The 15,269-nt window shown below is 61.2% G+C and carries 10 protein-coding genes; 1 reads left to right on the forward strand and 9 read right to left on the reverse strand.

What is annotated here, in order from left to right; translation table 11 throughout:
* The first annotated feature begins 237 nt into the window (after positions 1–237).
* A complete protein-coding gene (locus ACKLNA_RS16705; RefSeq protein WP_408986479.1) occupies positions 238–5,055 on the forward strand; it encodes a DUF4329 domain-containing protein in 4,818 nt (1,605 codons plus the stop codon).
* 45 nt (positions 5,056–5,100) lie between these two features.
* Here the strand turns inward: ACKLNA_RS16705 and ACKLNA_RS16710 are convergent, their stop codons facing one another.
* From ACKLNA_RS16710 to ACKLNA_RS16750, 9 genes are all read right to left on the reverse strand, one after another.
* A complete protein-coding gene (locus tag ACKLNA_RS16710) occupies positions 5,101–6,111 on the reverse strand; it encodes a FecCD family ABC transporter permease (protein ID WP_408986480.1) in 1,011 nt (336 codons plus the stop codon).
* Positions 6,108–7,055: an ABC transporter substrate-binding protein gene (locus tag ACKLNA_RS16715; RefSeq protein ID WP_408986481.1), complete on the reverse strand. Its 948-nt coding sequence runs from the start codon at positions 7,053–7,055 to the stop codon at positions 6,108–6,110. The genes ACKLNA_RS16710 and ACKLNA_RS16715 overlap by 4 nt, the downstream gene beginning before the upstream one ends.
* Positions 7,052–7,840 (reverse strand): ABC transporter ATP-binding protein, encoded by a 789-nt coding sequence (locus tag ACKLNA_RS16720; protein WP_408986482.1) that lies wholly within the window; start codon positions 7,838–7,840, stop codon positions 7,052–7,054. The genes ACKLNA_RS16715 and ACKLNA_RS16720 overlap by 4 nt, the downstream gene beginning before the upstream one ends.
* 12 nt (positions 7,841–7,852) lie before the next feature.
* Positions 7,853–9,979 (reverse strand): TonB-dependent receptor, encoded by a 2,127-nt coding sequence (locus tag ACKLNA_RS16725; RefSeq protein ID WP_408986483.1) that lies wholly within the window; start codon positions 9,977–9,979, stop codon positions 7,853–7,855.
* Between the two features lie 161 nt (positions 9,980–10,140).
* On the reverse strand, positions 10,141–11,520 hold the full coding sequence (locus tag ACKLNA_RS16730; RefSeq protein WP_408986484.1) for a PepSY-associated TM helix domain-containing protein: 1,380 nt from the start codon (positions 11,518–11,520) through the stop codon (positions 10,141–10,143).
* An 80-nt stretch (positions 11,521–11,600) separates the two neighbouring features.
* A complete protein-coding gene (locus ACKLNA_RS16735; protein ID WP_408986485.1) occupies positions 11,601–13,721 on the reverse strand; it encodes a TonB-dependent copper receptor in 2,121 nt (706 codons plus the stop codon).
* 84 nt (positions 13,722–13,805) lie between these two features.
* Positions 13,806–14,252 carry a DUF2946 domain-containing protein gene (locus tag ACKLNA_RS16740; RefSeq protein WP_408986486.1) on the reverse strand — a complete coding sequence of 149 codons (447 nt, stop codon included), beginning with the start codon at positions 14,250–14,252 and terminating at the stop codon, positions 13,806–13,808.
* Positions 14,253–14,273: 21 nt separating this feature from the next.
* Complete coding sequence (locus ACKLNA_RS16745; RefSeq protein WP_408986487.1) at positions 14,274–14,753, reverse strand: copper chaperone PCu(A)C; 480 nt, start codon at positions 14,751–14,753, stop codon at positions 14,274–14,276.
* Positions 14,754–14,801: 48 nt separating this feature from the next.
* The gene (locus ACKLNA_RS16750) at positions 14,802–15,203 is read right to left on the reverse strand and encodes a DUF2946 domain-containing protein (RefSeq protein ID WP_248743033.1); all 402 of its coding nucleotides are present in this window, start codon (positions 15,201–15,203) and stop codon (positions 14,802–14,804) included.
* Positions 15,204–15,269: the final 66 nt, after the last annotated feature.

Raw genomic sequence — 15,269 nt, forward strand, 5'->3', positions numbered from 1 at the left:
TCGGGTGAAGCGCTGTTCTGAGGGTGCCTATGGGAAAGAACACCTGGGGAGTGCACTGAAAGCAGGCAGAGCAGTGGTGCGCATGCACGGCGCATGCGCACAAATGGTGCCTTCTGCCGCTGCGCAGGACGTACAGGAATGGATACATAAACGATAAAGATGTACTGCGTATCGACGAGCGCGCACCACCACACTCATTCACACGACTTTCCGCTTCTTCAACCCAGGATTTTTGTCATGAATGATGTGTCGGGCCAGACAGGCCGCGCTTCCCGTCCCGCTCGGAAATTACGGTTACCACAGTTGAGTCCGGCCTTCCTGGCCCAGGAGGATGCCGCTTACTGGGCTCATACCCGAATCCCGGCCAGGCCGACCGTTGAGTATGGAAGCGTCATTTTGCTCAGACCGGATGGCCTTTTTCTGGCAACGCAACCGATTCCGGGAGAAGTCACCCGTTTTGACTTCGGCACCATTATCGAGATCGATGCCAAGGGGGAGTATGTGCATCCGCAAGGGTATCGATGTGTTGCAAACCTGCATTGCCATCCCCCCCTGTACGACGAAGTGCGCAAGGCAAATCCGGGGGTGGATGAATTGCACCTGCGACTGTTCATCAGTTTTTTCTCCGCTATCGACTTTGTGGCCGATGTTGCAGAGCGTGACTTTTTCCCCAGTGCTTATCTGTCCGGTCCGGATGGAACCTTGCTCAAATACTCGCCCAGTGGTTCGAAAGAAGAGTTCAGTTATTTCCTGTGGCGCCGGGCCGGTTCGCCAGTCGGTAATCCGGTGGGAACTTATGACGTCATGAGCATCATCAACAAGCTGGCTACGGCAGGAGAGTTGAAGGTCATCGTTTCGAACGCGGACTGGGGCCATTCCGTCGGACGCGTACCGGCGGACTGGAAAGCAGGGCGTCCTTTTGCCACAGGCTCCGTGACGGAACAGCCGCTCATGACCCGCGTTTGCCCGACAGCAGAACGAGCCATCCTGGCTGCGCTCAAGTCCAGAGTTGCCGAGACGTCGGGGTTGGTACTCAGGAGTCTCACAGGCAAGCAGTTTGTAGCAACCCATGCTCGCCAGGCGGGATTGTCGAGTTGGGATCCGGCAACATGGTTTCCCGTTGGTGAAAATAAACGACTGACATTGCCCAAAGGCTATGTGCTGGAGGGCTTTTACTGCGCCTCTCGCCCGGATCCTGCGTTGTTTCCTCCCACTCAGCACTGGTTGTACGAAAACTTTTTCTCGCCGCAGGAGATGGCGTTCGCCATTGCGGGTAATGCCCGCAGCAAGCACCTGTCCGCAGGTGGCCAGGCGTTGTCGCTGTACCTGCTGGCAATTGACGCCTCGATGTTGAAGTACACCTTCAGCGGCAGTCAGCTCGAAGCGGCGTTAAGTGTCGAGGAGTCTGATGGAACCGTGCATGACAACGGCCTGCAGGCCAGGATCAAGAGCGGGATATTGCGTCCTCGTGAGTACGTTTCGGTAGTGATTCTGGCCGGGCGTCTGGAGGTGTTGCGCGGAAGCGCGCTGTGGGCGCGCCTTGGAGAGGTGGACCTCAATTGGGCTCCATTTGCGAACTTTGCGTGGCCAACGTTGAGCCAGGCGTTTTTATCCGCCGATGATGCCGTTCGATATGCCCATGAGCAGATTGACCAGCGGCGTGACCGGCAGTACTGCGGTTATGTATTTCAGACCGACAGCAAGCGCTTTGTGGTGACCGGTCCGCTGGAGGGGGATATCGCCGTGCTCGGCCGGGGCACGCTTTATCCTGTCGATAACAAGGGCCGTACCATTTTTCCTGACGATCATCTTATGCATGCTCGTTATGTGTCCCATGTTGCGCTCTCGCAACTGGACCCGGTGGATGTCAGCACAGGCAATCCGGCAAAGCAGGAAGTCAGCTTGAGCCCGATCAATGGCGATGCTCGATCCTTTCGAGCATTCGGTGTGCGTTCTCCCATGTTCCACGTAGATGTCTCGCAGGCTGCCGAGCCAGGCAAATGGACAAGACGGGATCTTGCGATGAGTCTGCAAATGCTCAGTGTCGAAGAAAGCAGACAGGTTTTTGCGGATCAGATCCCGCTCTATGTTTCAGCTGGGCAAAATGGTCTGGTCAGGTTCGAGCCTTTTTCAACCCGGGCGGCCAGTGACTTTGAAAAACGTCTGGGCTCTGAAAAGAGTCCGGGACCGCTGGCACAGGCGCTGAGCAACGGAGCCATCACACCGGAGGCTTTCATTCGGGAACAGGTGTCAGCCGGACGGTTGACGGTCTTGCTCAACAGTGAACTCTGGGGGACGAGAGGGCCAATAACGCCGGCCTGGCATGCGCCCGTCGTGCCCTGGTTGTGGAAGCGTCCCGAGCAGGTCGCCTTCGGGGCAGTGTGTGCTTCGGCGGATGAAGCTGCAGAGGAAAGGCATGCCCGTGACACCAGCCAGCATGATTCCGAAAGGGCGTGGTTCGGGTTTGTCCTCAAGCACAGGAGCCGCGAGGAATATGTCTCCACGGAGTTGTTCCCCGTCGACCAGCACCGGAGCACCGTATTCCAGCTGCGAAGCATGTTTGCCTCGCAAGCGACGCCACCTTGGTACCAGTTACCGGAAGGGTTTGAGCGTCATGCTTTTTTTTATTCGCGACAGCGTGTCAAGCATCCTTCGAGCAAACCAGCTGCGTGGTTGTCGCAGCATTTCATCCCGCCGGAAGACCTTTCCATTGCGACGTACGATCCCAACTGCCGTCCTGTTATCGACTCGATTCTCAATGTCCCGCTGTACATGTCGATGCAGGACGGTGCCCTGTTGAAATACGAGCGCAGCAAAACGGCCCTCTTGTTCAAAAGAGATCAGCCCGATCTGCGACTGACGATGATCGAATGGAAGCTGGCCCAGGGCAGGTTACTTCCCGAAGCGTTTGTCCGGCTTGTCGCAGACAGCGGTAAGCTCAGCGTCTTGCGAACCAGCCTGTGTTGGGACCGGGTGGGGCAGGTCGATGCGTCTTGGGAGCCTTGGAAGAATCTGGAGCGTCGCGGCCTCGGTCCGGTATTTCAAAGCCCTGACGATGCAGCTGTGCATGTGCGTTCGTTGATACCGCACTCAGCGACGAGACCCCATGGTGGCCTGATTCTGAGACGGTTCGACGGCTTGTATGTGGCGACGCTGCCCATCGAGGTGTCCCGGGAGAATTTCGATGTCACAGAGATCTTCCCGGAAAAAAGCGAAAGCACAGGACTAATCCCCGGCGGGTGCACGGTGATGGCGCGTTATCGATCCCGGGTTCCAAGGGGGATAGCCGTCGTGCTGTCCTCGGTCGAGAAGCAGATCTACCTCAACATGCTGTCGGTTGACACACTTTATTCGGCGTTCACGCGTGCCTCCATGGACCGGCTGGATGAATACATGTTGAGCCCCGACGGCTCGCTGATTTGCTACCGGACCGGTTTCCGGGATGGTATCTATGCTGACATTGTGCAGGTGCTGACCGACTACAAAAGGGTGCCGGCGAGTCTCGACGGAACAAAAATCAAACAGTTGATTCGCAGCGGCGAGCTTAAACCCGCTGCATGGATCGATGCCCTGGCCAAAGCTGGCCATCTGCGGGTCATCGTCGGCAGTCAACTGTGGGGGCTGCCTCGTCGGGTGAACAGCTGGGTTCCGTTTTCCGGGGATCTGCTGCCTGCGGCCGACTACACCAAAGCGTTGAGCGCGCCGGTCTGCAGTCCTTTCTTCCTCCAGGCAGATGCTGCTGCCCGATACGTCCATGAAGTCGAGGTCAGCAGGCGTGAACAGACCTTCGGCTTCATTTTGCGATCTGCGGACGATTCATTCGTGGCCAGTCTGCCTGTTGAGGTTCAGCGTTCGTCGATGGCACTGGATCGGGTCTTCGAACATGGGCAACTGCAACGTGGCTTTACGCTGGACGCTGTCTACGTTCGCGCGGCATACCCGCCGCTGGGTGCGCGTCACGATGATTTCAGACATTTCTTCATATCTCCGAACGAGGTACAGCAGGCCTGTGCTCGGGCTGGAACTCCCCAGGGTTACAAGCCCGTTTACCTATCCTGTGTCGACGGGGCGCTGCTGAAGCTGGAGCTCAGTCCGTTTGAGCCAGGAGTGCTTGTCGATCGCTACGGACAGATCGAACTGCGCCCCAACTCGTTTGCGTCTATGGCCGACGCCGCGAACGACGAGCGTGATATCGCCAGGGGGGCATTCATTTTCGCGGATTACGTTCGGCGCATGATCCGGGCCGGCACGCTTACCGTCATTGAAACCGGCACGATCTGGTCACGCCACGGCGTGGTTGGCGAGGACTGGCAGCCACGCATGGTCGACCTGCCCATCGATGTCAGGTGGGGGGGCGATCATGCACCGGCACTGGGACCGGTGTTCCATGATGTCGACGATGCCGCCCGTTATGCCCATGAGCGTACGGCAGCCGAGCCTGTGTTTGATGCCGGCTATGAGGGTGGTGTTCTTGCAAGGTTCGTGACCAGCCGCTTCGTTCCGCTTGAACCTGTTGCCTACACCGCCGAACAGGAAAGTCCGCTCGTGCGGTTATTCCGCACGACGACGAAACCCTCTTCGCCTCATCCGCATTATCCGGCTGCGCGATACCCGGACGGATACACGTTTGTGGCCAGTCACCAGTTTCACTTGTCGGGCAACACGACGTTGGGGGCGGACGAGGACAAGGTTCAGGCCAATTTCGCTTCGCCGGACAGGATTTATGCACATACTCACGAACTGAAGGAGAAAGGCTTCGCAATCCGCAATTTCTATTATTCAACGCCTGGCGGTGTGCTGCTCAAGTACACCCCTACCTATACGTCGGCGGAAAGGACTTTGCTGCTGACGCTCCCGGTGCAGTTCGCAGGCGGTCAGTGGCGCAGCCATTTGAGCCCGGGAAAATTCATTTCCAGGCTCGCGCAGACCGGTGAGTTAAGTGTATTGGTGAGCGGTTATTACTGGCGGCAGAGCGGGCGCATCGGGAACATGTGGAGAACCCTGCGCTCGCAGCCGCCAAGCCAGGGCATTGTCCGGAGCAGGGATGAACTCTGATACCTGATCGGAATTGAATCTTGCCTGCCCTGATGGTGTGCTGTGTCAGCGGCGGCGCATCAGGCCGATGAAGAACAGCCCGCCGAGGGCCGCAGTGGCGACGCCGATGGGCAGGTCTTCCGGGGCGATCAACGTGCGCGCGGCGACATCGACCCACACCAGAAACACACTGCCGAGCAACACGCACACCGGCAGCAGGCGCCGATGTTCTGCACCGATCAGACGCCGGGCGATGTGCGGCACCATCAGCCCGACAAAACCGATGGAGCCGCTGATCGATACCAGCACCCCGGTCATCAGCGAAGCGATCACGAACACCCGCAGACGCACCGACCGGGCATTCAGGCCGAGGGTGACGGCGGTCTGTTCGCCGGCCATCAAAGCGTTCAGCGGACGGGCCATGCCGATCAGCAGAATCAGCCCGAGCAGGACGCTGAGCGCCGGCACCGCCAGCAATTCCCAGCGCGCCAGACCGAGGCCGCCGAGCATCCAGAACATCACCGCCGAACTGGCGCGGTGGTCGCCCATGAACAACAGCAGATTGGCGATCGCCATCATCACGAACGACACCGCCACGCCGCACAACAGCAGACGATCACTGTCCAGCCGACCCTGACGGTTGGCGATGCCCAGCACCAGAAACATGCTCGACAGCGCGCCGATGAACGCGGCAATCGGCAAGGTAAACAGACCGACAATTTCACCGACGTGCAGCACCACGATCACTGCACCGAGGGTGGCGCCGGAGGTGACGCCGAGCAGGTGCGGATCGGCCAGCGGATTGCGCGTCACCGCTTGCAGCACCGCACCGATCAACGCCAGCCCGGCGCCGACCAGCGCACCGAGCAACATGCGCGGCACGCGGATCAGCCAGACGATGTGCTCCTGGCCGGCGCTCCAGTCCGGCACGCCGAGGCCGAACAACTTGTGCAGCAGAATCCGCCACACCACGTCCACCGGCACCCGCGCCGGGCCGAAGCCCAGCGACACCACGCACGACACCAGCAGCACCGCGCCGAGGGCAATCAGCAGCCAACCGTAGCGACGATTGATCATTCGCCGTGGAAACCTTTGGCCAGGGTTTCAACCGCCAGCACGTTGTCGATCCCCGGCGTGGCCTGCACGTAAGGGATGACGATGAAGCGCTGGTTCCTGATCGCGTCCACCGACTGCAGCGCCTTGTTCTTCAGCAAAAATTCAATCTTCTGCTCGGCGGTGATTTCGCTGTAGTCGACGATCACGATCACCTGCGGATTGCGCTCGACCACGGTTTCCCAGTTGACCCGGGTCCAGCTCGCTTCGACGTCATCGAGAACGTTGCGCCCGCCGGCGGCGTCGATCAGCGCTTGCGGCATGCCGAGGCGGCCGGAGGTCATGGCACGGTCTTCGCCGCTGTCGTACAGGAACACTCGCGGCTTTTCGGCGGGCAGGTCCTTGCGGATTTCCGCGACCTGATTTTGCATGTCGGCGATCAGCGCGTCGGCGCGGTCCTGCACGTCGAAGATCTTTCCGAGGTTGCGCAGGTCGTTGTAGGTGTCGTCCAGCGTGGCGGCCGGGCGCTTCATCACGAAGGCGCAGGATTCGGTCAGCTCATAGACATTGATGCCCAGCGGTTGCAGGGTTTGTGGTGTGAGATCACCACCGACGCGCATGCCGTAATCCCAGCCGGCGAAGAAGAAATCGACGTTGGCGTTGAGCAGGGTTTCCACCGACGGGTATTTGGCTGCCAGCTCCGGCAAACCGTCCAGAAGAGACTGCATTTCCGGCGTCACCGACTTCCAGCCACTGACACCGCTGTAACCGGCCATCTTCGACTTGAGGCCGAGGGCGAGCATCATCTGGGTCATGTTGATGTCGTGGCTGACCGCGTGTTTCGGTGCTTCCTTGAAGGTCACTTCGCGGTTGCAGCTGTGGATCGTCAGCGGGTACTTCGTGGCCTCGGCGAAGGCGTGGGTGGTGCCCAGCAGCAGAGCAAGGCAAAGCAGGGAGCGCACAGTCATGGTCGGGTTATCCAGGTGATTCGCGGGTAGCCGTGGAGGGGGTGTGGATCGATCAATGCTTCGACGCCGAACACGTCGCGCAGCAATTCAACAGTGAGCACTTCTTGCGGGGTGCCACTGGCGACGATGCGACCGTGATTGATCACGTACAAGCGATCGCAGAATGCGGCGGCCAGGTTCAGGTCGTGGATGCTCGCCAGGGTGCCGATCTGCAAACGCTTGACCAGTTGCAGCAGCTCCAGTTGATAACGCGGGTCGAGGTGGTTGGTCGGCTCATCGAGGATCAGCAGTTGCGGTTGCTGGGTCAGGGCGCGGGCCAGGATCACCCGCTGTTTTTCACCGCCGGACAGTGTGGCGAACGCGTGATCTTCGAAGCCATCGAGGCCTACCGATTTCAGTGCCTGAGTGGCGAGGTGGCGGTCTTCCAGCGTGTCGCCGTCGAACAGGCCCTTGTGCGGCGTGCGGCCCATGGCGACCACTTCTTCGACGGTCAGGCCGAAAGCATCGGGGAATTCCTGCAGCACCACAGCGATGCGTTGCGCACACCAGCGCGAGGATTGCTTCCAGACGTTGTGGTGCCCGAATCTTACCTCACCGTGCTCCGGCTGACTGAAGCGGTAGGCGCAGCGCAACAGGCTGGTCTTGCCGCTGCCATTGGGCCCGATCAGCCCGACGAACTCACCGGCGGCCACTTGCAGCGAGGCGTCACGCAGCTGGAACTGGTGATGGCAGTGGCCGTGGCCCAGGGGTGTCCAGGCGAGATCGGTGAGGGTCAGTGAGGTCATTTCGTTCCTGTTCTAGAAGGTGTAATCAGCCGTGACAAAGAACGAACGAGGCTCACCCAGAATCCACTGCTGGCCCTCATTGTATTGGCTTTGCGCGTACGTCCGGTCAAACAGATTGTTCACCTGCAAGCCCAGCGTGGTGTTGCGCAGGGCTTTCCACGACAGCGTCGCATCGACCACGGTGTAGCTCGGCAGCTCGTTACGGTTGGCCATATCGGCGTAGCGCGCATCGACATAACGCACGCCGGCACCGGCTTTCACGTCATCCGTAATGGTTTTGCTCAGCCACAGATTCGCGGTGCGGCGTGGCACGTCCACCGGACGATTGCCATTGCGCGACACCGGTACGCCGCCAACCACTTCTTCGAAATCGTCGTACTTGGCTTTGACGATGGCGGCGTTGGCCTGCAGTTGCCAGGCGTTCGGCAGTTGCAGATCGAGGCTGGCTTCCAGGCCGTTCGATGATTGCTGGCCGACCTGCTGCTTGAGCGTCGGGTTGCCCGGATCGTCGGTCAGCAGCTTCTTCTTCACGATGCGATACGCCGCCAGGGTGAACTCGCCGCGCTGATCCCAGAACAGCTGCTTCAGGCCGATCTCGGTTTGCCGGGCGGTGGACAAATCGTATTGCTGCTGGCTCGGGCTCAGGGAAATCAGGCCGCCGATGCCGTCGGTGCTGGTGGCGACCTGGCCGTAGAACGAAGTGTCCTGGGTCATCGCGAACACCAGACCGGCCTTCCAGTTGTTGCCGGTCAGGGTCTTGTCGCTCTGGCTGTCGTCGACCAGATTGGTGCGATCCACGTGCACGTAATCGCGGCGCACACCGGTCACCAGCGACCAGCGCTCGCTCAGTTGCGTGCGGTTCTCGGCGAACACCGACATCTGTCTGGTGGTGCTGTCGAACTGATCGCGATACGGATCGGCGCTCTCGAAGTAGCCGGTTTGCGGGTGGTACAGATCCAGCGGCTGGCCGTTCGGCAACAGGTCGTTGAACGGCGAGTTGCTGTCGAGCTGAAAACGGATGCGGTTGTAATCAACGCCGGTCACGGTCTGGCTGTCGAGGCCGAACAGCGAATGCTTGAAGGTGAAGGTCTGACGGACACCGACCTGTTCCTGCTTGTGGCCGATACCGAAGTAGCCGCTGCGGCTGAGTTGCTGGCTGCCGGTGTCGAAGTTGTAGTTCTCGGCGTTCTGCCAGCGGCGCTGGGCCTTGAGGTAGTACAGCTCGTTGCTGGCGCTGACCGCGTCGTTGATCTGCCAGTCCGTGGTCAGGCGCGTCCATTGATCGTTGTAGTGCTGCTTGTCGTCGCGCACGTTGTAGTTCTTGTTGCGCAGGCTGTCCTTCAGCTGGCCGTTGATCAACGGCGTGCCGAAGTAGTTTTGCGGACGTTGATCGCCGTAATCGTGGGCGAAGGTGAAGGTCAGATCATCGGTGGCCTGCCAGCGCAGGGCGGCGCTGATGAAATCGCTGGACGAGTCGCCGCGATCGACCCAGCCGTTGCTGCGCAGGCGATTGAGGTTGAGGCGATAGCTCAGGGTGTCGGTCAGCGAACCGCCGCTGTCGAACGCCTGCTGCTGGCGGTCGAACGAGCCATAGCCGACGCGCACGTGGTTTTCGATCTCGCCTTCGAACGGCTTCTTCGGGATCACGTTGACCACCGCGCCGGTCGCGCCTTCGCCATACAGCACCGAGGCCGGACCGCGCAGCACGTCGACGCGCTCCACCGACCAGGTGTCGACCGGGAATGTCACGGTGCCCATGCCGGTGTACATGCGGTTGCCGTCATACAACTGCATCACCGAACTTTGCCCGGTGAATCCCCGGGCCTGCAACGAAGTGCCGCCATCGCCCGGCGTACCGGTGCGGCTGATGCCGGTGCTGCGCGACACTGCGTCCTGCACGCTGCGATCACCACGGGCGCGGACCTGTTCGCCGCTCAGGCTTTCGACGCTGGCCGGAGTTTCCATGGCGCTGAGGTTCAGACGCGAGCCGGCGCTGGTCGGCGTGGTCAGGCTGACGGTCTGGTCGTCATTGGCCAGGGCGGTGATGGTGCCGGTGGGCAACGTCAGCTGCGCGTTGTCGGCATGGGCGCTGTTGTTCAGGGCGAACAGACAGAGGCTGGACAAGAGGTACTTGTTCATCGGGGCGGTGGATCACTTCTTCAAATGAAAAGCCCGCAGGCTCATGACCATGCATGGCTGCGGGCAGAGCAGCAATTAGCGTTATACAGTAACACTAAAAATTGCCGGAGTTTAAGCCCCGGCAGTTTAAAGATCTGTCTAGGTCGCGCATCTCGCCTGTTTCATGATGAAGTTGAGGCAGATTCAGTTTGCCGGCCCAGACGCGACAGCAGCAGCCGATCCAGCAGCCACACCACCACCAGCGAAGCGCCCACCAGCGGAAACACCAGCGCCAGCACCAGCATGATCGCCACCCCGGTTTTCCACTTCGGCAGATCGTGGCGCAGCGGCGGTACGCCGAATTTTCCTTGCGGGCGACGCTTCCACCAGATCACCACGCCGCTGACGGCGCTGAGCAGGATCATCAGGCAGATCAGCAGCACGATGATCTGGTTGAAGGTGCCGAACATCTTGCCTTCGTGGAGCATCACACCGATTTCCGTTGCCCGGGCCACGGCGCCGTAGTGCTCGAATCGCACATCGGCCAACACCTTGCCGGTGTACTGATCGACGTGCAGCGTGGCGTCGTTGCGCGGGTCGTCGGCGAACACGGCGATGGTGAACACGCCGGTGGCGGTGGTCGGCAGGGTGATGCTGTAGCCCGGCTCGACCTTGCGCGCGATGGCGATGTTCTGCACATCCTGCAGGCTGATGATCGGCGCGGCGGGACCGTGTTGCATGCCGCCATGGGCCATGTGTTCGGCGTGGTCGCCGGACATCGGCATCGGGGTGTTTTCCATGGCCCACGGTACGGTCTGGCGGGCTGCGTTGTTGAGGCTGCCGGCCTCGACGTCAGAGGTCGGCACGTTATTCCACATCGCCGCCGGGAACACGTTCCACACCTGGGCGTACTGCTTGCCCCAGAAGCCGGTCCAGGTCATGCCGCTGAGCAGCATCACCAGCAGCAATGCAGCGCCCCAGAATCCGGTGACCGCATGCAGGTCACGCCACAACACGCGGCCGCGACTGTTCAGGCGTGGCCACAGAATTCCGGCGGCCTGACCTCGCGGCCACCACAGGAAAACCCCGGACACCACCAGCACCACGCCCCAGCCGGCGGCAAGTTCGATCAGCCGGTCACCGACGGTGCCGATCATCAATTCGCCGTGGATCGCCCGGGCGAGTGCTTGCAGGTTCTGCTTGGCATCCTGCTCGCCGAGGATGTCGCCGTGGTACGGATCGATGAACACGTTCAGCTCATGGCCGGCATTCTTCACCACGAATTGCGCGCTGCGTTCGGCGTTCGCGGGTGGCAGGTACTGGGTGACCTGGCCTTGTGGATAAGCGTTTTTGACCTTTTGCAGCAGGTCATCGGCCGGTACGGTGTGATGCCCGGCCGGGACGTTCAGCAGGCTGCTGTACATCAGCGAGTCGAGTTGCGGTTTGAACAGGTAAATGATGCCGGTCAGGGCCAGCATCACCATGAAAGGCGCGACGAACAATCCGGCATAGAAATGCCAACGCCAGGCCAGGTTGTAGAAATTCGGTTTGGGCTGTTTCATCACGAGTGCTCCGCTTGGCTTGGATCTTCTAGTTGTCTGCTGTCACTCGCTCCCTCAACGGGAGCGAGTGCCCTTGAGGGTTAGAAACTCATGTCCACCTTGGTCCAGAGCGTGCGCCCCGGCTCGTTGATGGCTTGCGGGTCATTGGCCGGGTAGCCGAACCCGGCGTTGCCCGCCAGGTTCAGGTGTTCGGCGTAAGCCTTGCCGAACAGGTTGTCGACGCCGGTACTGACCTTCCAGTTCTTGTTGATCCGGTAGGCACCGTTGAGCGAGAACACGCCGAAGCCCGAACTCTTGTCGTAATCCTTGCCGACCACGTTGCCCTTGTTCTGGTCGATACGGTTTTGCGCGGCAACCACCCTCCACAGTGCGCCGGCGCTCCAGTTGTCTTCGCTGTAGGTCAGGCCGAAACGTGCGTCCAGCGGCGGCATCTGCGGCAGGGCCTTGCCGTCGCTGCTGTTCTTGCCCCAGGCGTAGGCCAGGGTCGCATCGGCTTTCCAGTTGTCGGTGAGCTTGTAGGCGGCACCGAGTTCACCGCCCATGATCCGCGCGTCGATGTTCTCGGCGCGGGAGGTGCTCATGCCCATCATCGTCGGGGTGTAGTCGAACAGGATGTAGTCGCGCACCACGCCGATGTAGCCCGAGGCCCAGGCTTCGAGGTCGGCGTCCTTGTAGTTCACGCCGAAGTCGAGCTGAGTGGTTTTTTCCGGTTTGATCGAATCGAACGCATTGACTGAACCCGCCGGGCCGGACTTGGGCGAAAACAGCTCCCAGTAATCCGGGAACCGTTGGGCGTGGCCGAGGCCGGCGTAGAGCGTGGTCGGGCTGTCGGCCAGGTCATGCTCGTAACGCACGAAGCCGCTCGGCAGGGTGTCGGCGCGGGTATCGCCGGCGGTCGGGTTCGGACGGGACATCATTCCCGAACCGGTGGTCTGGCGGAAATCCCTGGCCGAGGCGCGGTCGACCCGGGCACCGGTGATCAGCCGGTCGCGGTCGGCGGCGTACCAGGTCATCTCGCTGAACACGCCGTAGTTATGGAAGTCGGCGTCCTTGGTATACGGCTGATCCTTGTAGGTATCGATGCCCATGCCGCTGCGCTGACGGTGTTCGTTGGTCTGCGCATCGAGGCCGGTGATCAGCTGGATATCGGCCCAGCGCCAGGTGGCCTTGATCCGCGCGCCGAGGGTGCGGCGGTCGACGTTGGACGCCATGGGGCCGGCCATCATCCCGGTGCCGGACGGCGTGCGCAGGGTGTAGTTATCCATCACGTGGTCGGCGTAGTTGTAGTAGACCTGGGCTTCGAGCTTCTCCAGCACGTCGGTGATGTTGGATTTCTCGAAACGCAAGCCGAGGCTTTCCCGCAGGAACTGCGAGCCGTCCATGCCGCGTCCGGCGTAGCGCGCCTCGCCGTCGCCCTTGCCGGCGGTCAGTTCGATCAGGGTGTCGGCGTCCGGTGTCCAGCCCAGCGCCACATCGCCGTTCCACTTGTCATAGCGCGAGGCGACGGTGTCGTTATTGCCGTCGCGGTAGTCGTCGGAGTGCGCGGTGTTGCCGATCACTCGCACGTAACCCAGCGGGCCGCCGGCCGCTGCATCGACGACTTTGTCGAAACGTCCGTTGGAGCCCGCCAGCACGCTGGCATTCACCCGTGTGCCGAGTTCGCCGAAGCTCTCCGGCTCACGGTCGAAGAGGATCGTGCCGGCGGATGCGCCCGGTCCGTAGAGCACGGTTTGCGGTCCTTTGATCACCGTGAGTTTGTCGTAGGTCTCTGGCGAGATGTACGAGGTCGGCGCGTCCATCCGGCCAGGGCAGGCGCCGAGCATCATGCTGCCGTTGGTGAGGATGTTCAGGCGCGAACCGAACATGCCGCGCAGTACCGGATCGCCGTTGGTGCCGCCGTTGCGCACCAGGGCGAAGCCGGGAATGGTCTTCAGATAGTCACCGCCATCGCTGGCGGGCACCGGTTGGCGCGGGTCTTTCGGATTGGTGACGATGGTCAGCGGGGAGCTCGGGGCGATGGCGGTGATCACCGTCGGGCTCAGTTCTTCGGTGTGGCCGGCGTGTTCATCGGCGTGGACCAGCGGGGACAGCAGGACGCCGCAAAGGACGGCGGTAGCGTGCCTGAAACGGATGCGCGATTCGTTCAGGGCGAAGGACGCCGGGGCAGAACCCGAGCGTGGGACAGCAGAAAACCTGGACATGACAATTTCCATCAAACAGTCGTAAACGACACGGCCGGCAGCCTGAAGCTGTCTTCTCGACCGTGTGCAATCAGAGGTGGGTGTTTACGCTGCGACGGGCGGGGCGCGGCTGCGGGCGCCGGGGAAGAAGGTCTGCCGGGCATGGCCCAGACGCGGGGAGGGTGGGGTGAAAGTGTTGACGTGGGGAATGCTGAACGTGGCGAAACTGCCGCCGCCGGTCAGCGCCGGGCAGTTGAACAGCAGGCTGCAGTAGCCGCACTTTTCCCACAGCACATGGTGCGACGATTGCGGCGGGCAGTGTTCGGCCGAGGGTTTGGCCTCATGCGCGGAATGATCCATGCCCGCCATGTCCATCGACATGTCCATGCTCGTTGGCATGGATGCCGAGGCGTGCTGATCCATCGGCATCGACTGGGAAATCAGCGGGCCGATGAAGATCATCAACATGGCGAACAGGGCGATCCAGCTGCCGCGTGTCAGGTGTTCGGTCTGACGGCGTTGCATGGATGCCCCGGCGCTGCGCGGGCGCACGGGCGGAGTCTGCCGAAGTGGTTACTGGGCGTGCGCGTGTTCCGGCATGTCCTGCGGTGGTTTCTTCTGCACGGCGACTTCGACGGTCACGTCACCGGCCTTCTCGAAGTGCATCGTCAGCGGGAAGCGCTTGCCGTCGGTCAGCAGGCTGCGGTCGGTCGGATTCATCAGCATCACGTGATAGGCCATCGGCGCGAAGGTCACGTTCTCGCCGGCCGGGATGGCTACGTTCGGCACCTGTTGCATTTTCATCAGGTCACCCTGCATCACGTGTTCGTGCAGCTCGGCTTTTGAAGCGATGGGCGAGTCGACACTCAGCAGGCGATCAGCCGTCTTGCCGGCGTTGTGAATGATGAAATACGCGGCAACCGTCGGTGCATTCGGCGGCAGTTCCTGCGACCACGGGTGGGCGATTTCCAGCTCGCCGGCCTTGTATTCGTGGGCATGGGCGAAGCACGCCGGCAGCAACAGCGCAGCGATGACGATGAATTTGTTCAACATGGCAGTTCTCCAGAACGATTTGAAACGCAGGTCAAATGCGGGAACAAATCAAACCAGAGGGGATGCGCGGGGATTGAGGCTCGGCCATTGCTGGCGCGGTGTCGGGGTTTGCAGCAAGGCGGGCGCCACACTGCGATTGCTTTCGTATCGGGCGAAATACAGCTGCGGCGAATGCCCCGGCAACGCCACCACCGGCGCCGATCCGGAACAGCACCAGCAATGCTGCATGGTCGAATGATTGTCACCGCTTTGCGGTGCTTTCTGATCGAGGCTGCCGATGTCGATTGCCACCATCTTCGTGCCGCTGCCGGTGCAGAAACTGCTCCACAGCAACTGCTCGGCCGGCGTCTGCGCCGCCTGAGCCATCGCTCCCGTCAACGGCATGGCGAGCATGTTGAACAGCACTGCGAAGCAGGCGATCCAGGCAAATGCGAGCCGGTGTCGGGTCATGGGACAGGTCCGTAGGGTGGGCGATCAGGCGCGGCTATTTAGCCTGATCAGGGCCGATAAGTAAAA

This window comes from Pseudomonas sp. UV AK001 (assembly GCF_046097675.1).
Taxonomy (GTDB): Bacteria; Pseudomonadota; Gammaproteobacteria; order Pseudomonadales; family Pseudomonadaceae; genus Aquipseudomonas; species Aquipseudomonas kribbensis.